The sequence below is a fragment of the Pedobacter sp. Leaf41 genome (genome assembly GCF_001422545.1).
Lineage (GTDB): Bacteria > Bacteroidota > Bacteroidia > Sphingobacteriales > Sphingobacteriaceae > Pedobacter.
Genome location: NZ_LMLE01000001.1, coordinates 344,512 through 368,785 on the forward strand (window position 1 = coordinate 344,512; position 24,274 = coordinate 368,785).

The window sequence follows — 24,274 nt, forward strand, 5'->3', positions numbered from 1 at the left end:
TGAGAGAATGTTTTTACGGTATCGCCCATTCTCTCATTCCATCAATTTTCTAATTCAAAATTCTCTACGCTCTTCTTAACGTAAATACAGTTATTTCTGGCAAAATTCCAACTCTTCCCGGATAGCCTAAAAATCCATAACCGACGTTAACGTAAAGCTGTTGTTTTTGCTCCTGATACAATCCGGCCCATTCTTTATATATGTATTGCACCGGACTCCATTGGTATTCTTTTAAGCGAACGCCAAACTGCATTCCATGGGTGTGGCCACTGAACATTGCATCAATTTGCGGGTATTTTTGTAGCACTTCACCCCGCCAATGCGAAGGGTCGTGACTGAGCAATAATTTAACAGGCAGGTCGTCGGTATTTTGAACAGCCAGTTCCATTTTACCATATTTTGGAAAACGGCCCATTCCCCAGTTTTCTATACCTAAAATACCAATTTCTTCCCCATCAACTTTTAATCTGCGGTGTTCGTTCATCAACAAATCGTAACCCATAATTTTATGTACATCAACCATATCTTTTAGGTTTTTAACCTTTGCCGGAGATGATGTTTTGCCAAAATAGTAGTCGCCATAATCATGGTTCCCCAAAGAAGAATATACGCCAAGTGGCGCTTTAACTTTTGCGAAAATATCTTGATAATCTTTAACTTCATTGGTGAGGTTATTAACCAAATCTCCGGTGAAGAAAACAAAGTCAGGTTTTTGATCCATTAGCATTTCTACACCACCTTTAACTGCGGTTTTGTTATAAAAACTACCTGAATGGATATCGGAAATTTGGGCCATTGTAATTCCATCGAAAGCTTTTGGAAGATTAGGTAGAATTAGATTAACCTTTCTCACCTGATAATCATAGGCACCGGAAATAATGCCCCAGCTTAAAGAAGTTAAAGGAACTGCTGCTGCTACTAAACCAGCTTTAACTAGAAACTCTGAACGTGAAATCGGTTCTGCTTCGCTTATTGGCTGGTCTTCTGCAGTAGGTTTTTTTCTGAAAATCTTTATGAATAACCTACGCAAATCATCTAGCACTAAAAATGGCAACATTGCAAATTTGCAGGCTACTGTGAGAAAGAAAGCCACTAAAATGATAGCTCTTAAAGTAAGAAACAGGTTTAAGTAAATTCCTGCGAAAACACCAAAAATTAAAAGAATGCTATAAGACCAATATAAAATTCCAAATACCTTTTTGGTGCGTGGTTTCCAGTTTTTAAAAACAGAAACAATTGCTTTGTAGCAATAAATATCGAATGCAATAATAAATATACAGGCAACGATGATGAAAGGAAGTCTTCCCATACTTGGGTTGTTCGATTTAAATTAAAAATTTGGGTACTTTATTGGCCTGCTAAATTAGGTATTTGCAGTCAATAAACTGTTTAGAATTCTGTTAGGGTTATCTAGAAAGGATTTGTAAACCCGATAAACTTCAGTTTCCTCATAGCTCACCCTTGTTATATCTTCGTCAGCCATTTCATAAATTGATGCATTTGGGTAAGCCAGCAATATTGGAGAATGTGTGGTAATGATAAACTGGGCATCTAGATTAACCAAGCTGTTAATTTTGGATAACATTGCAATTTGCTTAGTTGCAGAAAGTGCCGATTCGGGCTCATCCAAAATATAAACACCATTTCCGTTAAATCGATTCATAAACAGTGACCAAAATGACTGCCCATGAGATTGCTTATGCAACGAAAGTCCGCCATAAGAGTCAATGATTTTTGGTTCTCCACCTTCTTCATCAAGTTTGTCAATCTCACTGGCAACATTGTAAAAACTTTCACCCCTTAAGAAAAAACCGTCTCTTGGTTTCTTAAAACTTTTTGCTATTGTTAAATAGTTATGTAAATCGGAATGGGTTTCAGTACTTTTAAAATTGAAATTCTTACTTCCTCCTTCAGCATTGAAGCCAAGATTAACGGCGATTGCCTCAGTTAATGTTGATTTGCCAACTCCATTTTCACCGGTTAGAAACGTTACTTTTGGATGAAAAACCAATTCTTCAAAAGATTTTAAACAAGGAATATTAAACGGATATCTTTCTGGAAGATTTTGCCGATTTAGCCTCAGCGATAAAAGATATCCGTTAAATTCCATTTAGTTTCTTCTAGAAGTTATTAAATCTTTCACTAACTACTACCTAAAATCGTCTTCATCTTCTTCCTCGTCAAACTCGGCATTAAATAAACTGCCAAACATATCTGAGAACCCAAAACCTCCGTTCAAATAGTTTTTGCTCAATTGAGAATATTCTGCGAGGCCGTGCAACACAAATTCCATCAAAAGAAGGGTTTGGTTTTCACTTAATTTAGGATGAAATTTCTTTACCGTATCATATAAACTTGGAACCAGCATCAATGCCTTTTTGTATTGCGCATTGGTCAAGGTATCGGTAACATCGATATTATTTCCTTCAGTAAACCATTCGGTAATTACAGTATATGGATTAGCCGTTTTGGTTTTCTTCGCCTTTTCAGGATCTGGGAAATAGCGGGCAAATAAGGTTTTAACTGCCTTACCGATTAGAGTTGTTGCCACATGTGCAGGTCCTTCCAATTCGCCTTCGTAAACCAATTCTATTTTACCGGTAATAGCGGGGATAATCCCAGCCAAATCAGATAAACGAACAAAAGTATTTTTCTCACCCGAAATTAACATCCGTCTTTCGGCTGTGCTTATTAAGTTCTCATAAGCTGAAATGGTTAGTCTTGCCGATACCCCCGATTTTTGATCAATGTATTCGCTTTTACGTGCCTCGAAAGCAATTTGCTCCACTAAATCTTTAACCAACCCATCCGCTTCAATATTATCACGTTGCTCGCTAGTAAGCTTGGCTTCTTGAAAAGTAATTTTACGGGAAATTTCGATGCTTTTCGGATAGTGGGTTAAAATCTGACTTTCAATTCTATCTTTCAATGGTGTAACAATGCTTCCACGGTTGGTGTAATCTTCTGGGTTTGCCGTAAACACAAATTGGATATCCAAAGGCAAACGGAGTTTGAAACCACGAATTTGTATATCTTTTTCCTGGAGCATGTTAAACAGAGCCACCTGGATACGAGCTTGCAGATCTGGCAATTCGTTAATAACGAAAATACTGCGGTGCGCTCTTGGAATTAAACCAAAGTGAATAACACGCTCATCGTTGTAAGTTAGTTTTAAAGTAGCGGCCTTAATCGGATCAACATCACCAATTAAATCGGCGACAGTAACATCAGGCGTAGCCAACTTTTCGGTATAACGCTCGCTGCGGTGTAACCAGGCAATCTCGGTTTCATCACCTTGAGTAGCAATTTCGTTTTTCGCATACCATGAAATAGGGTTCAATGGGTCATCGAAAATTTCGCTACCTGCAACGTACGGAACATATTCATCTAGTAGGTTTACCATTAAACGGGCAATACGTGTTTTAGCCTGCCCGCGTAGACCCAGAAGTAAGATGTTATGACGGGAAAGAATTGCAGTTTGCAACTCCGGAATCACTGTTTCATCGTAACCAATAATCCCTTCGAACTCCGTTTTCTTATCTCGAAGTACCTTGATTAAGTTCTCTCTAAGTTCTTCTTTTACACTCCGAGATTTATAATTTGTTGCCTTTAACTGGCCTAATGTTGTGTTTTGCATATATTGGAGTAAGGATAAAGGAGCAAGGATTAAAGTCATAAATGTGAAAATATAATCTTTGCTCTTTTATCTTTGTTCTTATTTCTATTTTACAGTCTTTCTTCTATTTTTAATGTAATCTTCAAAAATGTATTCACCTAATCCGTTTAGGGAGCTGTAAAAAGCTCTTCCACCATTAATTTCGGTAAACTGGCGAACGAATTGTTGGAGGTATGGGTCTTTTGCAATCATAAATGTGGTGATTGGAATTTTCAATCGTTTACATTGTGCAGCCATATTTAAGGTTTTGTTAATTACCTTTCTATCCAGGCCCATGCTGTTTTTGTAGTACTTTCCATTTTCTTTCAAACAGGTTGGCTTACCATCTGTAATCATAAAAATTTGCTTGTTATGTGTTTTGCGGCGGCGAAGTAAATCTGTAGCCAACTCTAAACCAGCAAAAGTATTGGTGTGATAGGGACCAACTTGAAGGTAAGGTAAATCTTTAACAGTAATCGGCCAGGCATCATTGCCGAAAACCACAATGTCTAAAGTATCTTTTGGGTACTTCGTTTTAATAAGTTCGGCTAAGGCCATTGCCACTTTTTTAGCAGGAGTAATTCTGTCCTCTCCATACAAAATCATGGAATGCGATATGTCGATCATCAACACGGTTGAAGTAAGTGTTTTAAAATCCTTTTCCTCTACCTCTAAATCTCTATCGGTTAGGGTGAAATCTCCAATGCCATGGTTAATCTGAGCATTTTGGATAGAGGCTGTCATGTCGATCTGATCCAAACTATCGCCAAAACTATACTCGCGTCTATCGGCATTTTTCTCTTCACCAATACCCGATTGGTTGCTATTGTGATTCCCTCTACCAGATTTTTTCAGCTTTCCAAAAATCTCATCCAAGGCCGATTTGCGGATAGTTTGTTCTGTTTTGGCAGTAATTTTAAACTCTCCCGATTGGTTGTCTTCAGTGAGGTAGCCTTTTTCTTTCAGGTCATCGATGAAATTCCCGATGCCATAATCATTATTTGTTAGTTTGTATTGCTTGTCGAGTTCATTGAGCCAGCTTAAAGCCTCTGCCGCATCACCTGCTGTATAGTTAAGCAGTTCGCTAAACAATTTCAGCAACTCATCAAACCCACCTTGTGGCGTATCGCCAGGCTTATAATCAGAAAAACGAAAACCTCTCATGTATGTGTATTAACGGATTATTAAAGGTAAAAGTTTCGATTTGGATTAATTTAAGCGGGGTGTCATATTTGGGTGAAAGCAGAGAGCCAGAGTAATTCAAAAACGCTAGCGAGAAAAGTTTGAATAACAACGTTGGATTCAAAACGTTTAAATCAATGGAAATCTGCCAGCTTGCGTTCTTCAAGTGCATAATTTATCAAAAGACTTCGTCGTGATTCAGCGGGATCAAATTTGCTAAAGATGCTCCAATACTAAAATGACTGCGTTATCGCTCAACGACACAATCTGAACTTGTTCTAAATCCCAAAGCGACAGACCATCCCTGGCTTTTAATATTCTTCCATCAATACGAAAGGTGCCATCAATTACAAAGAAAAAGAGTTTGTGATCTTTGCTTTGGAGCTTACAAATCAATTCCTGGCCATTGGCAAAAGTACCCACGTTTAGCCTGAACGGAAGTTTAGCATGATTAACAATTTCAATGAAATGGTTTTTATCTTCCTCAAAATCGAATTTAAATAACATTTCACTGGCCCTAAGCAAAAAGAGATCGGTGGTAATGGCCAGCTGGATATAATTGATTTCCTCATTTGGATACGGATTACTGATTTCTAAAACCTCACCTTTACCTAAATTTAAAACCTGTACTTCACCAGTCTCAACTCCAAATTCTTTCCCTCCCTGAACAATATCTATTCTTCCTGTAGTGGGAAAAAATAATTGATAAGAATCTTCCTTGGAAAGAAAAAAGATCATTTTGCCAGCAGCTATAGAATCAACATTGCAGATAAATAAGTTTCCGATGGCACGCTTATGCTCGCTAAAAAATTGTTCGAAGTTAAATGTGCTATATCTTTTTAAGGTATCCGTTGTTTTTAGACCACGTTCCTCAGCAAGGAATAATTTATCAGGTGTTAACCCCATTGTTAAATAGTTTTTATAGAATGAATACTTACAAACTGTTGAATTTGAAGAAGATGAGTAACCACCTCCGGCTCGGTTACCTCACTGTATGGCGAGAGCAATAAATAGTGATGAAGGCTATCATGCCAGATCATGGGTTTAGAAAAAAAGTTAATAGCAACCTTATGCTGTTCGATATCATTGATGTCGGAGTTAATAATCTCAAATTTGAAATTTTCAAAGGGTAGAAATTTTCTTCCAAGGTTATCTAAAATATCTGGAATAATGCCATTCAGTTGTCTTAGATAACCTGTAATGGCTGCGCTTACTAAAAAGTGAAGTTTATCTGCCTCTGGTACATTTAAAATTAGCTCGGCAAATGTATTGTACTTTTCTTCCTGATTGAAAAGCTGCGATTGCATTTGGAACTCTAAAAAACTGTCTTCATGGATAAACTTATCCCAATGGTTTAGGCTTGAATCATCAATTATCTTCCGGTAACCTATCGTAATTACTTTTTGCGGCATGGTATAAAATTAAAAAAGGACGTCAGTATTTCCTAACCTCTTTTGCAAATAAAAATGAGGGAACAACCTTACTTTGAATGTATGTCAACTGTAGGGTTTGGTGTCAGTAATTAATTCACGGAAATGAATTCTTCGCAATTTGTTGCAAAAAAAGGTCTCAAATATAGGATTCAAAATTAGGGGTATAGTTTTTGAGTAAGTGTAATTTCATTTTGTAAAAGATTAAAACTAGCTTTGCCGCAAATTAATGAAACACCTCGTTACCATATCTCTTGTATTTTTTAGTTTAACACATTTGGCAAAAGCCGAGCGTGTTGAAGGGCTAAGAATATTGAACGAATATTGTAGTGAACACAAAATTAGTGTAAATAACCCCGGGAAAGCTTCCGTTCAGTTAAATGAGGAGCATAACCCTTACTTATTATCTTACACTGCGCTTGCTTTAAGCGGTACTCAAGCTCCATCAAAAACTGTTAAATATGTATGCGTAAATCAGTTAATCTCTGATTTGACCATTCGTAAAAAGCCAAAAAACAATAGTCCATAATTTCGTTTTTCTAGATCTTTTTAAAAGATTTTATTCCCATTTAAACCCTCAGCAGCCCAATTGACTTATTAAAAGTCAATATTCTGGTTGTTGGAATCAACCCTTTTTCAATAATAAATAAGATTTAAAATACAATAATGTTAGGATTTTTAGCAAAGATTTTCGGAAGTAAATCAGAGAGAGATATAAAGGCAATTCAGCCATTGGTTGTTGCCATAAATGAACAATTTAGTAAACTATCGGTACTTAGTAACGACGAATTACGTGGGAAAACCATTCAATTTAAAGAAAAAATAGCCTCTTTTTTAGCTGATATCGATAGTAAAATTGCGGCGTTAAAAGCTGATGCTGAAGGAGATGGTTTAGATCTTCATCAAAAAACTGCCATCTACGATCAGGTTGATGCTTTAGGTAAAGAGCGTGATACTGAATTGGAAAAAGTGCTATTGGAGATTCTTCCTGAAGCATTTGCCGTAGTTAAGGAAACTTCTCGTCGTTTAAGTGAGAACGATTATCTAGAAGTAACGGCCACACAGTTTGATAGAGATTATGCTGCTCGTAAAAACAATGTGAAAATCGTTGGCGACAAAGCTCAATGGGCTAATCGTTGGGATGCCGCAGGTACCGAAGTAGTATGGAACATGGTTCACTACGATGTTCAGTTAATCGGTGGTATTGTTTTGCACAGTGGTAAAATTGCCGAAATGGCAACTGGTGAGGGTAAAACTTTGGTTTCTACCTTGCCAGCATATTTAAATGCGCTTGCAGGTCAAGGCGTTCACATTGTAACGGTGAATGATTACCTGGCCCGTAGGGATAGTGAGTGGAATGGTCCACTATTCGAATTCCACGGAATTAGTGTCGATTGTATTGATAAGCATGAGCCAAACTCTGAAGAGAGAAGAAAAGCTTATGCGGCTGATATTACTTACGGAACCAATAACGAATTTGGCTTTGATTACCTGCGTGACAATATGTCGCAAACGCCTGATCAATTGGTGCAGCGTAAACAACATTTTGCCATGGTAGATGAGGTCGATTCAGTTTTAATTGATGATGCCCGTACACCATTAATTATTTCAGGCCCTATTCCCCGAGGAGATGAGCACGAATTTTATGAGTTAAAACCACGTATTGAGCGGTTGGTAAATGCTCAGAAAGCTTATGTTTCTTCTGCTTTAAATGAGGCTAAAAAGTTAATTAATGCGGGTAACACCGGTACAGAAGAGGGTGAAGGTGGTTTGGCGCTATTACGTGCTTATCGTGGTTTACCAAAGAATAAAGCATTAATTAAATTTTTGAGTGAAAGCGGTGTTCGTGGTTTGTTGTTAAAAACTGAAAACTACTACATGGCTGATCAATCTAAAAATATGCCTAAAGTTGATTCGGAATTGTATTTCTATATCGATGAGAAAAACAATCAGGTAGAGTTAACGGAGAAAGGTATCGAATTGATTACTCAATCTGGCGAAGACCCTCATTTCTTTGTATTGCCAGATGTGGGTACTGAAGTAGCTGAATTGGAAAAATCTGATATGCCTTTAGAAGAAAAGGTTGTTCAAAAAGATGCTTTAATGCGGGATTATTCTGTTAAAGCAGAGCGGATTCATTCGGTAAATCAATTATTAAAAGCCTATACTTTGTTTGAAATTGATGTGGAATACATCATTGATGAAGGGAAAATTAAAATTGTTGATGAGCAAACAGGTCGTATTATGGATGGCCGTCGTTACTCTGACGGTTTACATCAGGCTATTGAGGCTAAAGAAAATGTTAAGGTAGAAGATGCCACCCAAACTTATGCTACCGTAACGTTGCAAAACTATTTCCGTATGTACCACAAACTTTGCGGTATGACGGGTACGGCAACCACGGAAGCAGGCGAATTCTGGTCGATTTATAAATTAGATGTGGTTGAAATTCCAACCAACAGAAACATTTCCCGTTTGGATCAGCAGGATTATGTTTACCGTACCGTTCGGGAGAAATATAATGCTGTTGCCGATGAAATTGTAAAATTAACGGAAGCAGGCAGACCAGTGCTGGTAGGTACAACATCGGTAGAGATTTCCGAATTATTGAGCCGTATGCTAAAACTTCGCGGAATTAAGCACAACGTACTGAATGCAAAAATGCACCAGAAAGAGGCTGATATTGTTGCAGAAGCTGGTCAGGCCGGAACGGTAACCATTGCAACCAATATGGCTGGTCGTGGTACAGATATTAAATTGGGCGCAGGTGTTAAAGAAGCTGGTGGTTTAGCAATTGTGGGTACAGAGCGTCATGAGTCTCGTCGTGTAGACAGGCAGTTACGTGGTCGTGCTGGTCGTCAGGGCGATCCAGGTTCATCACAATTCTTCGTTTCGTTAGAAGATAACTTAATGCGTTTATTCGGTTCTGAAAGAATTTCAAGCATCATGGTTCGTATGGGTATCGAAGATGGCGAAGTGATTCAACATTCTATGATTACCAAATCTATCGAACGTGCTCAAAAGAAAGTAGAGGAAAACAACTTTGGTATCCGTAAACGTTTGTTAGAGTACGATGATGTGATGAATTCTCAACGTACTGTTATTTATGCTAAACGTAAAAATGCCCTTTTTGGCGAGCGGTTAGATGTAGATATGAACAACATGGTTTATGATGTTGCTGAGGATATCGTTAATGAATATAAACAAGAAGGAAATTACGATGGTTTTAAACTGGAAGTAATTAAAAACTTCTCTTTGGACACTGAAATTACAGAGAAAGATTTCTCGTCTACCAATGTAGCGCAATTAACAGAGCGTTTATTTGAAGAGGCTGAATCATTTTACGCTCGTAAATCAGAAGCCATTATTCACCAGTCGTTACCAGTTTTAACTCAGGTTTACGAAGAACGTGGTGAGCACATTGAGCAAATAGTAGTTCCATTTACCGATGGAATCCGTGGAATTCAGGTTGCTGTTGATTTAAAGAAAGCAATTGATAATAAGGGAAAAGAAGTTGTTCGTTCATTTGAAAAAACAATCGTTCTGGCCTTGATTGATGATAGCTGGAAAGAGCATTTACGTGAAATGGATGATTTAAAGCAATCTGTTCAAAATGCAGTTTATGAGCAGAAAGATCCATTGGTGATTTACAAAATGGAAGCTTTTAACTTGTTTAAAAACATGCTTAACGCAGTGAATAAAGAAGTAGTAAGTTTCTTGTATAAAGGTGGTATTCCTGTTCAGCAAGAAGCTGATGAGGTTAGAGAAGCACCAGCACCTGTTAAACAACCGAAATTGCAGACCACTAAACAAGAGTTTGGTGCTGAGCAGCCAGGTGTAGAATTTGGCGATACCCGCGAGGCCGTTCCGCAACAACCGATTCGTAAAGAAGCAACCGTTGGACGTAATGAACCTTGCCCATGTGGAAGTGGTAAAAAGTTTAAAAACTGCCACGGAGCGAATTTGTAAAGGAGTTTTTTAATCAAAACTATAAAAGCCTTGACTTTTGTCAGGGCTTTTTTTTTAAACTAATTTTTTTAATTAAACAAATATCAATGGGCGCATAAGTACAACCAATTGAGACTTTTTACCACATATAATCTCGTAAGTCTATAGCCTATACAAAAACGCCGGATTTTTTAAATATCCGGCTTTATCTTATACAATTTAATTTTAGTATTTTTGATTTATGGAAACATTGATCATAAAAATTCCTGATGAGAAAAGTTCAATTGTAAAGCAAGTTCTTAAAGATTTTGGTGTTACTATTGTAGAATCAGATTTCAATGATAAATCCATAACTCTGACCACCGATCAGCGTGAAGAAATTATTTCATCCCAAACACAAATAGAATGTGGATCATATGTAGAACAATCTACATTGGATGATGAAATAAAAACATGGCTAAAGAAATAATTTGGTCACACAAAGCTAGAATTAAACTCTTCGCCATTCTGGAATTTTATGCCAAACGGAATGGCAATAAAAAATTTTCTTCAAAGCTATACCAAAAATTTACTAAGGAAATCAACTTATTAGTTAAACATCCTGAATTGGGCATGCGATCTCCAATTGAAAATGTGAGAGGTTTAATTGTTCTTGAATATGTTATTTTCTATGAAAGCAATGAATATCAAATTATCATTCACAGTATTTGGCCAACCAAACAAAATCCTGATCAGTTAAAAATTCTCTAGTCAAAACTACCATTTGCACAACCCATAAAGAATGCCGATTTTTGCTAAGAATTCGGCATTCTTGTTTTTAAACAATTTTGGAATGTCATGGTTAATTACAAATGAAGATAATACTCACGCTAATACTAAGCTTATTTCTGTTTTCAGCATCTTTTGCTCAGCGAGGCGAAGTAACTGTTATAAAAGATCCACTCATCGATAGTTTGATCGCAAAGCGTTCTGAAGTTTATAAAACTACTGGTGAAGTGAAAATAGGAAAGCCAATTGTTTCTTCATATGGCTATCGGGTGCAAGTATTTTATGGTTCAGATAGGAGAGAAGTGTTTAATCAACAGGCCCGATTTAAAAGTCTCTACCCAAAATTTAATACTTACCTTATTTACAAGGAGCCTAATTATTACATTAGAGTGGGCGATTTTAGAACACGTTTAGAAGCACAAAGTTTGATGAATGAAATCCGACCTGCTTTCCCAACATTGTTTATTTTTAGGGAAAAAATTAATGCTCCTCAATTAGATACGACTATTACTGATGATCAAAAATAAAATCCAAGAACTTGCTGCCTCTATTTTTAATGATGTAGTAGATTACCGTCAACATATTCACGCCAATCCTGAATTATCTTATCAAGAGTTCGAAACTTCAAAATTTGTCAAAGACAAGCTATTGGCTTGGGGAATCGAATTTACCGATTGCGCAAATACAGGCGTTGTAGGTTTAATTAAGGGAAATTTACCATCAGATAAGGTGATTGCCTTACGTGCTGATATGGATGCCTTGCCAATTCTGGAAGCGAACGATAAACCATATGCGTCTAAAAATCCAGGAGTAATGCATGCCTGTGGTCACGATGTACACACCTCTTCACTTTTAGGTTCAGCTTATATCCTAAATCAATTGAAAGATGAGTTTGGTGGGACTATCAAATTGATCTTCCAACCTGCAGAAGAGCTGTTGCCGGGCGGTGCGAGTATCATGATCAAGGAAGGCGTTCTTGAAAATCCGAAGCCAAATTACATCGTTGGTCAGCACGTGATGCCCTTAATTGAGTCGGGTAAAGTCGGTTTTCGTTCAGGTATTTATATGGCATCAACCGATGAATTATACGTGACCGTAACCGGAAAAGGTGGCCACGGCGCACAGCCGCACCAAAATATCGATCCGGTTTTAATTGCCTCACACATCATTGTTGCCTTACAGCAAATCGTTTCCCGTAACGCCGATCCGCGTTTGCCTTCTGTTTTGTCGTTCGGTAAAGTAACGGCAAATGGCGCAACCAACATCATTCCAAATGAAGTTAAAATTGAAGGTACTTTTAGAACTTTAGATGAAGACTGGAGAGCAGAGGCACATAAACGCATGAAAAAAATGGCCGAAGGTATTGCCGAAGCCATGGGCGGAAGTTGTGATTTTGATATCCACAAGGGTTATCCTTTCCTTATCAATGAGGAAAAATTAACGGCTAATGCCAGATCATTTGCTGAGGAATTTTTAGGCAAAGAAAATGTAATTGATTTAGACATTTGGATGGCTGCTGAAGATTTTTCTTTCTACTCACAGGTAACAGATGCTTGTTTTTATCGTTTAGGTACTGGTAACGCAGCAAAGGATACGCAGTATTCTGTGCATACGCCAAAGTTTGATATTGACGAGGATGCACTTAAAATTTCTACTGGTTTAATGGCTTATATCGCCCTAAAGCAGCTTGGAAATTAATTGATGTAGTGTGGCACAGTCAAAATCTCACTTACATCACCATATTATATACCATTATACATGAAGAAATTATTTTTGATTACCATTTTATCCGCTTTCATTTTTAGTGGTTTTGCTCAAGAAATTCCTCGTTTTAATCCCGATACGATTAAAACAATTACTTTAGATTCGGTAGTCAATATTAAAGCGGAGCGGTTAAACATCGAAACCTTCATTAATAAAGTGGTAAATGATACATCTTTCTATCAATCATTCAGAGACATGAAGCGCTACAGCTTCATAGCTGAAAACAGAATCTTCAGCTATAACAAGAAAAACAAAGTTGATGGAAAAATTTATCGGAAGATAAAACACAACAACGCCGGCAAGTATAAAATGGAGTATTTAGTCAAAGAAGAAAGTGGTAATCTTTATAAGAAAAACGGTAAGTATCAACTGTATACGGTAGAAATGTTCGATTACATTTTTATGAATGCCTATAACACTGATTTTGTGCCCAATGCACCAGCCGCTGACGGAAAAGGTGGTACCAATGAGAGCTACAAAAACAAGTTAAAAACGCTAATCTTCAATCCCGGTCGGCCGGTTAAAGTGCCGTTTATTGGCAGTAAAACAGAAATTTTTTCGGCAAATATGCGCCAGTATTATGATTACGCTTTTACCAGTGGAACTTATTTAGATTCCATTCCTGTTTATCGCTTTAAGGTTTCTGTCAAGCCAGATATCTCCAGTTGGACAAAAGATGGTATCATGATCAAAGAACTGGTTACTATTTTTGATAAACGAAATTTCAATATTCTGGGGCGTTATGTGGATATGAAATATGGCAACATGCTGTTTGATTTTGATGTTCAAATGAATATTGAAATGGGTTATTTCGGCGATGATAAACTGCCTACGAAGATTACGTATCAGGGAAATTGGGACTACCCTTTCAAAAAAGAAGAGCGGGCAAGTTTCCTCATTGTACATAAAGATTATAAGCTTGAAAAGGATAAGTAGGCGAAAGATGCTCCTGAAAGAATGATTATCTTTAAGCGATATTTAAACCCACCCTCCATGCGATTATCATTTCAAAAAACCTTTATACAAGCGAGTTTTCTACTGATCTTTTGCAGTACGAATCTGTCTGCTCAGGTACTTACATCTAAACAAATCGACAGTGTTGCAGAAAAAACCTTAACTGCTTTAAATGTTCCTGGTATTGCGATAGCAGTAGTAAAAGATGGAAAGGTAATCCACGCCAAAGGTTATGGTGTTCGGTCTTTAAAAAATAAATTAAAGGTTGATGAAAATACCCTTTTTGGTATTGCCTCGAACACCAAAGCATTTACAGCAGCAGCCTTAGCCATGCTGATAGATGAAAAGAAAATTACCTGGGACACGAAAGTAACCGACATTATTTCTGAGTTTAAATTATACGATGCATATGTTACTTCTGAGTTTACCATCAGCGATTTACTTTCGCATAGAAGTGGCTTAGGTCTTGGTGCCGGTGATTTAATGATTTGGCCTGATTCTTCAACCGTTTCAAAAAAACAAATCATTCATAATTTACGGTATCTCAAACCTGTTTCTAGTTTCCGTACCAAATGGGATTACGATAACTTGCTTTACATCGTGGCCGGCGAAGTAATCGAACGGATTTCTGGAATGAAATATGAAGATTTTATTGAGCAAAAAATTGCGCAACCATTAGGCATGAATAGTACTGCGCTTTCTTTTAATCGATTAAAAGATAAGACGAATATTATTGATGCACATGCGCCTGTGAATGGGAAAGTATCAGTCATCCCAAAAGATTTCTCCGAGAATAGCAATGCCGCTGGTGGAATGAATTCGAGCGTAGCAGATTTAAGCAAATGGGCAATTACGCAATTAAACGGAGGAAAGTATGGCGAGAAATTAGATAAAACCTTATTTAGCAGAGCTTCTCAGAACAGAATGTGGACCTTGCACAGCATCATCCCTGCCGGAAAAGGAGATTATAACAGGCATTTTTTTGGTTATGGATTAGGTTGGTTTTTGAGTGATGAAAAAGGTTATATGGTGGCTGAGCATACCGGTGGTCTGGCTGGAATGGTAAGTGAAGTAACTTTAATACCGGATTTAAAGTTGGGTATTATTGTGCTGACGAATCAACAATCTGGAGGCGCTTTTACTGCAATTACTGAAGCCATTAAGGATGGCTATTTTGGTATCAAGGGCAAAGACAGAGTTAAAGAAGTAACCGATAGTGAGAAAGAAGATAAGGAATACGCTAAAAAAGTGACTGATAAAATTTGGGCTGATATTGCCTCCGCTCAAAAAGACGGTACTAATAAGCCAGATTTAAAAAATTATTTGGGTACTTACAGCGATGTTTGGTTTGGTGTAGTTACCATTAGCAATGTAAATGGGAAAATGCATTTCCAGGCAAAAAACTCCCTAAAGTTAAGCGGCGATATGGTGTATTACAAAGGCAATACTTTTATTGTTAAATGGTACGATAGAAGTATGGATGCGGATGCATTTGTGAACTTTTCGCTTGACACTGAAGGAAAACCTACAGGCTTTAAAATGGAGGCAATTTCTCCATTAACCGATTTTAGTTTCGATTTTCAGGATCTGGATCTAAAAAAGATTGATCAAAAATAATCAAACCTATATTTCAATGAAAAATTTATTCAGAACAGGCATTTTACTAAGCTTTTGCCTAATTGCATTAACTTCAATGACATTTAAACCAAAACATATTATCTTCTTTGGAGACTCTATCACGCAGCAAGGCGTTTCTAAAAATGGCTATGTTACCCTAATAAAAAAAGCTTTAGATTCTACAAAGTACGCTGTTACAGGAGCTGGTATTGGTGGCAACAAGATATACGATTTGTATCTACGCTTGGAAGATGATGTATTAAATAAAAAACCAGATCTGGTAGTTATTTATGTGGGGATTAATGATGTTTGGCACAAACAATCATCCCATACCGGAACTGATTATGATAAATATTTAAAGTTTTATCAAGCCTTAATTAACAAAATTCAGGGTGTTGGTAGTAAGGTGATTTTGGTTACACCATCTGTTGTAGGAGAAAAGAAAGACGGAACCAATGAGCTCGATGCAGACTTAAATAAATATGCCGAAGGGATAAGAAAGCTGGCTGCAAAAAACAATTTACCAGTTTGCGATTTGAGAAAAATCTTCACTGAGTACGAGGCGAAAAACAATCCTGAGGACAAAGAGAAAGGTATTTTAACTACAGATCGTGTTCATTTAAACGAAGCTGGAAATAAATTGGTGGCTGATCAGTTATTGCCTTTGGTGAGGTAGGTTGAAAGTTGTAAGTCTAGATGCCTGTAGAAATTTTTGAATGTTATAAGTTGCAGGTTATAAGTGGAGTCGGTAGACGTAAACATATTACTTAAAACGTAAAACTAGAATGATAAACCGCGAAACGATAGATAAGATAATGGATACCGCCCGAATTGAGGAGGTAGTAGGTGATTTTGTGCACTTAAAAAAACGCGGAACTAGTTTAATTGGCAATTGTCCTTTCCATGGCGAAAAAACCCCTTCTTTCCACGTTTCTGTAACCAAAGGTATTTACAAATGCTTTGGATGCGGAAAAGGAGGCGATTCTGTGCGTTTCATTATGGATCACGAGAAATATTCGTATCCTGAAGCGCTTAAGTTTTTAGCCAATAAATACAATATTGAAGTTGAGGAAACTGAACTCACCCCACAAGATGCCGAGGCACAAAGCGCCAAAGAAAGTTTGTACATCGTATCTCAATTTGCATCAACATTTTTTGTAAAACAACTTTGGGAAACAGATGAAGGGAAAGGAATTGGACTCAGCTATTTTAAAGAGCGTGGTTTTCGGGAAGATATCCTTAAGAAATTTGAAGTAGGTTATTCGCCCGATGTTTGGGATGCCTTAACTCAAAGCGCTACCAATGCAGGCCATAAACTGGAGTTTTTAGAATCTACCGGATTATCTATCAAGAACGATAATGGGAAAATTTACGACCGCTTTCGTGGCCGGGTGATGTTTCCTATTCATGGTTTTACGGGCAGGGTAATTGGCTTCGGTGGCAGAACCCTCAAAACCGATAAAAACGTACCCAAATACGTAAACTCTCCCGAAAGCGAAATTTATCATAAATCAAATGTTCTTTATGGCTTGTTTCATGCGAAGAAGGCAATTCGAGATTTGGATAACTGTTATCTGGCCGAAGGATATGCCGATGTGCTTTCTGTACACCAGGCAGGCATAGAAAATGTCGTCGCTTCTTCCGGAACCTCTTTGACTGTAGAACAGATTAAACTTATTGGTCGTTTTACGCAAAATATTACGATTTTATTTGATGGTGATGCCGCTGGGATAAAAGCTTCATTGCGTGGTTTGGATATGATTCTGGAGGAGGGATTAAACGTTAAGATCGTTTCATTTCCCGATGGGCATGATCCGGATTCTTACATGCACCATGTAGGGGCAGGTGCCTTCAAGACTTATTTAGAGCAAAACCGTAAAGATTTTATCCTTTACAAGGCCAATGTTTTATTGAAAGATGCTGGCGATGATCCGATAAAGAGGGCTGGAATTATCCGCGATATTGTAGAAAGTATTGCGAAAATCCCTGACCCAATTAAGGCATCGGTTTTTGTTCGTGAATCGAGCAGCCTCCTTGAAATTGAAGAAAAAATTTTGATGAGCGAATTGAATAAAATGCGCTCAAACAAAGTCAAGAAAAACTTCGAGAGTAATCAAAGAGCTCAAAGTAATTTTTCAAACAATAATAGTAATCCTTATTCATCTGGTCCGCCTGAGCCATTAGGACCACCAGACGATTTGTGGGATGACAATGCTGGCCCGGATAGCCAACAAACAGCTTCGGCAACAGACGAAATTCAGGAGAAGGAAATAGTACGCTTGTTGTTAACTTACGGGCATGAATTTGTAAATTGGGACAAGATCGATGACATGTATATCGGTTCGTTTATTATGCAAAACCTGGCAGATGTCGACTTTGAAAATTCGCTTTGTAAAAGGATTATCGAGCATTATAAAACGGAGATTGACAACGGAAGATTACCGACTGCAAATCATTTTATAAAACACGTAGATCGCGACCTAGCAGATTTAGCCATCACGCTTTCTACATCAGAATATGCTTTAAGTGAAAACTGGCTCAATAAACACCTTATTTACGTTAAAGATGAAAGTATGAACCTCAAAGCAACCATTTTAGGAGGCATTTTTCATCTGAAGAAAAGAAAGGTTGATAAGATTTTGACCAATTTGTTAAAAGAAATTAAAGACGAAAAGGATGGGGATAATCAAATGATTTTAATGCAGCGCTACGGTGTTATAAAAGGAGTGGAACGGGAAATATCTAAGTTCTTAGGTTCAGTAATTGTGAAATAGGATCAGAATTAATAAGATTCGGGGGTTTTTAGATCAGGGCAGTTTATTCATTTCTTCATACAGGTATCATTCACTCATTCAAAAATCGATCATTCAATAATTCATCAAAATGGCAATTCATAACGATTTAGGGAGAGAAGGAGAAAGTATTGCAAAACAATATTTAGAAGGTAAAGGTTACGAAGTGCTGGACGAGAACTGGACGCATGGCAAAGCGGAGATAGATTTAATAGTCTATAAAGATGGAATTATGGTTTTCGTGGAGGTAAAAGCCCGAACATCTGTTGCCTTTGGTCAGCCGGAGGAGTTTGTACATAATGCAAAGCGGAAACAAATGGAGCTGGCCGCAACTGAATATATAGAAATCATGAATCATCAAAATGATATTCGTTTTGATATAATTGCGATTACCTTTGCAAAAAATAAAAGTTATAACCTAAATCACATTGAAGATGCTTTTTGGCCTGAAGATTAACCAAATCAAAAACTTACTTTTCATCGCAATTATCGTTGCATTTGTCAGCTCATGCAAGGATGATAAACCAGGGACATATAGAAGTTTCTTATCGCCGATGATTGGCTTAAATGTTCCTGTTGGCAATGAATTTGAAGTTAAAGTTCAATTTGGAAAGGACAAGAGAGTAGATTCTGTTGTCTATTTAATTGATACCGCTAAAGTTATCGCTAGAACGGACACTTCGGTCATTAAGCTTAAAACAGCAGGATTGAAGCTGGGGAGCCATATTTTAACTGCCAAAATTTACGAAGGTACGGAAGCTGAAGAGCTAACTACCAATATTAATGTACTGGCTGCGCAGGCACCAGTGGAATATAGCTACAAAGTTATCAAAACACTTCCTCACGATACTGCTTCTTACGTGGAAGGTTTAGAATATCATGATGGCTTTTTTTACGAAAGTGCTGGCGATTATGGTCATTCGAGTCTGCGTAAAGTAGAACCATCAACAGGTAAAATAGTTCAATCAACACCGGTTGATAAACAATATTTTGCAGAAGGAATCACGGTTATTGGTGATAAAATCATTCAACTTACCTATCGTGAAAAAGTGGGTTTTGTTTACGACAAAGCTACAATGAAAAAACTTTCGGAATTTTCTTACACTACCGGAAGAGAGGGTTGGGGTTTGGCTTTCGATGGAGAAAAGGTGCTTAACACTGATGGTTCAAATACGATTTTCTTTTTAGATAAAGATAAGTACAACCGCATCGGTTCTATTGATGTTTATGACAATAAAGGGCCAATTCAAAATCTTAATGAGTTAGAAGTGATCGATGGGAAAATCTACGCCAATGTTTACACCACAAACGATATTTTGATCATCAACCCCAATAACGGTGCTGTTGAGGCACGTATCAATTTGGCGGGTATTTTTTCTGCAGATAATTTCAAAACCGAAGACGAAAAGGCGAACAATGTACTGAATGGGATTGCCTATGATAAAGCCACAAAAAGCTTGTTTGTAACGGGTAAAAAATGGCCCCATATTTATCAGATTCAGTTAATAAAGAAGTAAAGATAATTCCTCAAATGGTCGGTGGAAACATCGACCATGAACAGTCGTCATTCTACCATGGACGTTTTTAACTTTTCGTCTTCGCTTGCCTGCGGAAGTTAGGCGAAATCGATATTTCATCGATCGAAGAGACCTTATTTGCGGTATTATTTTATCAAATGCGATTGCTTCGTGCCCCGCAAAGACAACTACCTTTGCTAATCGTTGTTATTATCGCCACAAACCATGAACGGTTTGTAAAAACGGTCGTCATCCTCAGCTTGCCTGGGGATCTTAATCTTATTTATTATGTATCGCATTAAAATCACGGCCTACGCGGGAATAAGGATACAGCATTAGGATTTCCACATCGATTTTATAAATTTTTATCTTTCTTCTTAGATTCTTGCAATACACCGTTAAAAGTAATCGGTTGCCTATTATTTCCAGAAGCAACTAAAGTAGCGTATCCATTTGTAGAAACATTTAACGTAAACCTGTAATTTTCCCTTTTAACATCCTTAGTGTTTATTTGAATAGTATAGGCGCCTTTTTTACTCAATGTTTGCTTGTAGGTAAAATCTTTTGAAGTAAACTTTATCCCACCTTCATTCGGATTATATGGCGCACTAAATGCTCTTCCATAAAATGGCAAGTAAGCAATAATACTATCCTTAGTTACTGTCAAGTCGTAGTTGCTTCCTGATAAATTGATGTAAGATCCACTTGGATTTCCGGGCATTCTTTCCAAAACTCTAGAAACATCCATATTAGCCATCGGGATGGCAGAATTCGCCACAAAGGTATAGTTCTGTTCTTTAATTATTTTTTCTGTGGTTTCTTTATCTGTTTGTGCGAATAATGATAATGATGAGATCACCAAAACCAAGCTCAATATTAATCTTAATTGTTTCATAACCTGTGTGTTTTAAAGTATAACAATTTTAAGATGTGCAAGTTTCAAACATTCCATAAATGATCATGATGAAAAAGTCAAAAATAGAAAGCCGTTACATTTTCAATGCAACGGCTTTCTATCTTCAAAATACCTCGTTAATTAAATTCTTCTGCTTTTAGTGGCGGATTCACTTTAATTTCCTTAATTATAATGGCGAACTCTTGCGAGCCTTGTGGAGTTTGGACGCTTTGCGTTAATGAATGAGGAAATAATAGGTCTCCTACTTTCTTATAATCAGCATATTCTGTCGATTGACTAATTTCTACATTGCCATTTGTTACCGTTTTTTCATCTTTCAAAAGCAAGCCAGTCTTGACATCATAATATTCAGTTTTCTTTTTGCCAGATGGTGAAGTAATTGCTAATTTATAGGCGTCGGCTGTTCCTACTTTTGCTGTTCCAGCCGATTCAACTTTCCAGCCATCAGTGGCATAGTACAATTGACTTACCAAGCCTTTTTCCTCTTTCTTCTCTGTCAGGTCATTTCCAGTTAAATCTTTCTTTTGCCCCATTTGCATGGCATATCCAGTGGCTCCATTAAAAACTTGTTTCACTGCAGTTTGCCCCATCATGGTTAATTCCATGCTATTTGAGTTCGGCGCCATGTTTTTCATGGTTACAGTTAACTTGTTGCCTTGCATGTCCATTTCACCATTTTGTTGTAACGACGTGATCTTTTTAATCGCCGCTTCTCCGCCTATTGCTGCAATATAACTTGCTATAACATCTTTAGCAGCCTTTGTAGTGGCTGTGCTAGTAGTAGCGGCAGCTGTAACAGGCATTGCGTAACTATCAAATTGATTGACTGCAAAACCAGCTTTCTTTAAGCCCGGAATGAAAGCTTCAGTTTTACCAACAATTACTACACGGGTGTTATCATGATTGTAATATTTTTTGGCAACTCTTAAAATGTCGTCAGCTGTTACTGCATTTAATTTTTGTAAGTAAGTGCGGTAAAAATCTTTAGGTAAATTATTAATTAAAATACTACTGGCGAAGCCAGCGATACGGGCAGGGTTTTCGAGGCCCAACGCAAAGCTGCCATTATAAAGATTTTTTGCATTTTGCAGCTCCTCCGCAGATACCTTTGCCGTACGGATGGTATTTATCTCCTTCAAAAATTCAACTACCGCACTATCAACTTTTTCATTTCTAACGGCTGCGTTAGCGGAAAATTTTGACTGAAATCGTCCGGCACCGGTGCTTGAATAAGCGCCATAAGTGAATCCATGTTTCTCACGCAGATTCATAAATAATCTGGATTCAGAACCTCCACCTAAGATTTGATTAGCCAATAAAAGTGGAAAATAATCAGGATTGCTCATGGGTAAGTCGATTAAATTTACCACCGTAATTTCAGATTGTACTGCATTGCTTACATTGATTACATCAACTTCAGTTTTAGCAGGATTGCTTACTTTTGCTAATGTAGGTAAAGTCAATATTGCGCCTTTCCAATCGCCGAATGCTTTTTCTGCAAGGGCTTTTGCTGCTTCTGGTTTAATATCGCCAACAAAAGTTAAATAACCTCTAGATGGAGTGATGTATTTTGCATAAGCGTTTTTCACATCAGCCAAAGTTAAACCGTTGATAGATGCTTCGGTCTCAAATTCTCCGTTAGGATGATTTTTTCCATAAGCCAGGGCATCTACCACACGTGAAGATATTGCTTTGGCATTTTTTTCATTTGATTTTAACCCCGTGATCGTCTGAGATTTTATCTTTTCAAAAGAAGCTTCAGGGAATGCCGGCTTTCTAATACTTTCTGCCATTAAAGCGAAAGCCTGAGGAAAATAGCGGGTTAAAGCTGAAGCCGAACCCCCAGATGCATTAGCGCCAACATCGGCACCTAATTGATCTACCGCCTCATCGAATTGTGCTTTGGTTTTGGCGGTTGTGCCTTCATTTAACATACTGCCCATTAAGCCCACCACGCCAGCTTTAGTGCCTTCGGTAATCGGGCCAGCATCGATACTATAGCTTGCTGAGATTTTCGGTAACTTATGATTTTCTACCACTAAAACAGTGATGCCGTTGGCCAGTTTATAAATTACCGGATCGCCGATGGTAATTACAGGCGCCGGACCAGGTTTTGGTTTTTGACTGCGATTTATAGTTTGTGCCGAAATACCTTGAGCCAATAAGGAAATTGCAGCTATGATGAATAATTTTTTCATGATTTTAAATAATGTAAGATATAAAGCGCTTATTTCTTAGGTAAATAATACAAAACAACTCGTTGATTTTTGCCGAGGTATTTTTTGGCAACGTCTCTGATTTCCTCACGGGTAATCGATCTTATTATTTCTAATTCTTTGTTGATGTCGTTTGTGTCTTTATCGTGGAAGGTGTAACCTGCAGCTAAATTTTCGGCAACGCCGAGCATTCTGCTGTTAGCGCTTACGTAATCGTTTTCAAATTTATTCTGCAACTTTTTATAATCACTTTCGCTGATTAAATCGGTTTGTAAACGCGATACTTCTTCATCAATATCTTTCAATAAATCGTTTAGTGGGGTGTTTTTATTTGGCAGGGCTAAAGTGATATAAGCGCCGTAATCCTCTAAACTGTAATTGAAAGCCGCTACTTGTAAGGCTGTTTTCTTTTCATCAACCATTTTAGTACTTAATCTCGAGCTTCCGCCACCCGATAAAATAGAGCTGATCATGCCCAGTACTTTGCTATCTCTGCTTTTCATTCCCGGTACGCGATACGCTGCAAATATTGCCGGAATTTGAATATTGGCATCGTAAGCGGTATCGATGATCTCTTTAGTGATTTCTGGTAACTTGAACTCCTTGCGAACAACTGGTGCACCTTTTGGTACCTCGTTAAAATAAGCTTTAACCAGGCCTTTGGTTTTTTCGATATCCAAATCGCCGGCAATAGTTAATACCGCATTGTTAGGAACATAATATTTTTTAAAAAACGCAATGAACTCACTAAGTTTTGCTGCATCTAAATGTTCCATTGAGCCGATTGGCTGCCAGCGATAAGGATGGTCAGCAAACAAGTGTGAGAATATTTTTTCAGTAAACTTTCCATAAGGCGCATTATCAATACGCAATCGTTTTTCCTCTTTAACAACTTCATTCTGAGTTTTAACGCCAACTTCATTAATCACCGGATGCAACATTCTTTCACTTTCCAGCCAAAGGCCTAATTCCAATTGATTAGAGGGAAAAACTTCGTAATAAAAAGTACGGTCTTGAGAGGTATTTGCATTGTTCTGCCCACCATTGCTACTTACCAATTTCATAAATTCACCGCGTTTAATATTATCGGATCCTTCAAATAATAAATGCTCGAAAAAGTGTGCAAAGCCTGTGCGCTCTGTTTCTTCATCTTTCGAGCCAACATGATACATTACAGAAACGGCGACTACAGGTGCGGTTTTGTCTTGATGTAAAATAACGTGAAGACCATTGTAAAGGTCGAACTCCGTAAATTGTACTTTTTGAGCAGAGGCACTTAAACATAAAATGGAAAGGGCCGAAGCAAAAAGAAATCTTTTTTTCATTCGTAATTTGTTTTTAATGATTAGAAACAATCAAAGGCGAGAAGAGAGAGAAAATTTCATAAATAAGTTAATTTGGATTTGCCACTTGGCTAAGGGTGCCCTAAAATATTGATTATAATAGAAAAAGCGAGTATAAAACTCGCTTTTTGCTAAATTTCGTTTGATTTTCTTTTCGGATGCCACAACTAAC

General features: G+C 37.5%; 21 protein-coding genes. 12 read left to right on the top strand and 9 right to left on the bottom strand.

Annotated elements, in window-relative coordinates; translation table 11 throughout:
- Positions 1–64: 64 nt before the first annotated feature.
- From ASE92_RS01600 to ASE92_RS01625, 6 genes are all read right to left on the bottom strand, one after another.
- On the bottom strand, positions 65–1,309 hold the full coding sequence (locus ASE92_RS01600) for a metallophosphoesterase (protein WP_056848357.1): 1,245 nt from the start codon (positions 1,307–1,309) through the stop codon (positions 65–67).
- A gap of 54 nt (positions 1,310–1,363) precedes the next feature.
- Positions 1,364–2,110: an AAA family ATPase gene (locus tag ASE92_RS01605; RefSeq protein WP_056848358.1), complete on the bottom strand. Its 747-nt coding sequence runs from the start codon at positions 2,108–2,110 to the stop codon at positions 1,364–1,366.
- A 39-nt stretch (positions 2,111–2,149) separates the two neighbouring features.
- Positions 2,150–3,637, bottom strand: a complete 1,488-nt coding sequence (locus tag ASE92_RS01610; protein WP_056849243.1) for a sigma 54-interacting transcriptional regulator — start codon at positions 3,635–3,637, stop codon at positions 2,150–2,152.
- Between the two features lie 84 nt (positions 3,638–3,721).
- A complete protein-coding gene (locus ASE92_RS01615) occupies positions 3,722–4,819 on the bottom strand; it encodes a VWA domain-containing protein (protein WP_056848359.1) in 1,098 nt (365 codons plus the stop codon).
- Between the two features lie 234 nt (positions 4,820–5,053).
- Positions 5,054–5,743, bottom strand: a complete 690-nt coding sequence (locus ASE92_RS01620; protein WP_056848360.1) for a hypothetical protein — start codon at positions 5,741–5,743, stop codon at positions 5,054–5,056.
- Positions 5,744–5,745: 2 nt separating this feature from the next.
- On the bottom strand, positions 5,746–6,249 hold the full coding sequence (locus ASE92_RS01625; RefSeq protein ID WP_056848361.1) for a hypothetical protein: 504 nt from the start codon (positions 6,247–6,249) through the stop codon (positions 5,746–5,748).
- 247 nt (positions 6,250–6,496) lie between these two features.
- Here ASE92_RS01625 and ASE92_RS01630 point away from each other — a divergent pair, with 247 nt between their 5' ends.
- From ASE92_RS01630 to ASE92_RS01685, 12 genes are all read left to right on the top strand, one after another.
- Positions 6,497–6,796 (top strand): hypothetical protein, encoded by a 300-nt coding sequence (locus ASE92_RS01630; protein ID WP_056848362.1) that lies wholly within the window; start codon positions 6,497–6,499, stop codon positions 6,794–6,796.
- A gap of 137 nt (positions 6,797–6,933) precedes the next feature.
- Positions 6,934–10,236 carry a preprotein translocase subunit SecA gene (gene secA, locus ASE92_RS01635; RefSeq protein WP_056848363.1) on the top strand — a complete coding sequence of 1,101 codons (3,303 nt, stop codon included), beginning with the start codon at positions 6,934–6,936 and terminating at the stop codon, positions 10,234–10,236.
- 220 nt (positions 10,237–10,456) lie between these two features.
- Positions 10,457–10,684, top strand: coding sequence for a hypothetical protein (locus tag ASE92_RS01640; RefSeq protein ID WP_056848364.1), 228 nt, complete (start codon positions 10,457–10,459; stop codon positions 10,682–10,684).
- Positions 10,669–10,965, top strand: a complete 297-nt coding sequence (locus ASE92_RS01645) for a type II toxin-antitoxin system RelE/ParE family toxin (RefSeq protein ID WP_056848365.1) — start codon at positions 10,669–10,671, stop codon at positions 10,963–10,965. Before ASE92_RS01640 ends, ASE92_RS01645 begins: the two co-directional genes overlap by 16 nt.
- A gap of 101 nt (positions 10,966–11,066) precedes the next feature.
- Complete coding sequence (locus ASE92_RS01650; protein ID WP_082454876.1) at positions 11,067–11,510, top strand: SPOR domain-containing protein; 444 nt, start codon at positions 11,067–11,069, stop codon at positions 11,508–11,510.
- On the top strand, positions 11,497–12,681 hold the full coding sequence (locus ASE92_RS01655) for a M20 family metallopeptidase (protein WP_056848366.1): 1,185 nt from the start codon (positions 11,497–11,499) through the stop codon (positions 12,679–12,681). Before ASE92_RS01650 ends, ASE92_RS01655 begins: the two co-directional genes overlap by 14 nt.
- Before the next feature lie 60 nt (positions 12,682–12,741).
- Positions 12,742–13,683 (top strand): hypothetical protein, encoded by a 942-nt coding sequence (locus tag ASE92_RS01660; protein ID WP_056848367.1) that lies wholly within the window; start codon positions 12,742–12,744, stop codon positions 13,681–13,683.
- Positions 13,684–13,740: 57 nt separating this feature from the next.
- Complete coding sequence (locus ASE92_RS01665; protein WP_056848368.1) at positions 13,741–15,318, top strand: serine hydrolase; 1,578 nt, start codon at positions 13,741–13,743, stop codon at positions 15,316–15,318.
- A gap of 16 nt (positions 15,319–15,334) precedes the next feature.
- Positions 15,335–15,994, top strand: a complete 660-nt coding sequence (locus ASE92_RS01670) for an SGNH/GDSL hydrolase family protein (protein WP_056849244.1) — start codon at positions 15,335–15,337, stop codon at positions 15,992–15,994.
- A 109-nt stretch (positions 15,995–16,103) separates the two neighbouring features.
- On the top strand, positions 16,104–18,092 hold the full coding sequence (gene dnaG, locus ASE92_RS01675; protein ID WP_056848369.1) for a DNA primase: 1,989 nt from the start codon (positions 16,104–16,106) through the stop codon (positions 18,090–18,092).
- Between the two features lie 109 nt (positions 18,093–18,201).
- Positions 18,202–18,567, top strand: coding sequence for a YraN family protein (locus ASE92_RS01680; protein WP_056848370.1), 366 nt, complete (start codon positions 18,202–18,204; stop codon positions 18,565–18,567).
- Positions 18,545–19,627, top strand: coding sequence for a glutaminyl-peptide cyclotransferase (locus tag ASE92_RS01685; RefSeq protein WP_056848371.1), 1,083 nt, complete (start codon positions 18,545–18,547; stop codon positions 19,625–19,627). Before ASE92_RS01680 ends, ASE92_RS01685 begins: the two co-directional genes overlap by 23 nt.
- Positions 19,628–19,982: 355 nt before the next feature.
- Here ASE92_RS01685 and ASE92_RS01690 read toward each other — a convergent pair whose 3' ends face one another.
- The 3 genes from ASE92_RS01690 to ASE92_RS01700 form a co-directional block, all read right to left on the bottom strand.
- Positions 19,983–20,522: a DUF4251 domain-containing protein gene (locus ASE92_RS01690; protein ID WP_056848372.1), complete on the bottom strand. Its 540-nt coding sequence runs from the start codon at positions 20,520–20,522 to the stop codon at positions 19,983–19,985.
- A 137-nt stretch (positions 20,523–20,659) separates the two neighbouring features.
- Positions 20,660–22,741: a pitrilysin family protein gene (locus tag ASE92_RS01695; RefSeq protein WP_082454877.1), complete on the bottom strand. Its 2,082-nt coding sequence runs from the start codon at positions 22,739–22,741 to the stop codon at positions 20,660–20,662.
- A gap of 29 nt (positions 22,742–22,770) precedes the next feature.
- The gene (locus tag ASE92_RS01700; protein WP_056848374.1) at positions 22,771–24,084 is read right to left on the bottom strand and encodes a pitrilysin family protein; all 1,314 of its coding nucleotides are present in this window, start codon (positions 24,082–24,084) and stop codon (positions 22,771–22,773) included.
- Positions 24,085–24,274 lie beyond the last annotated feature (190 nt).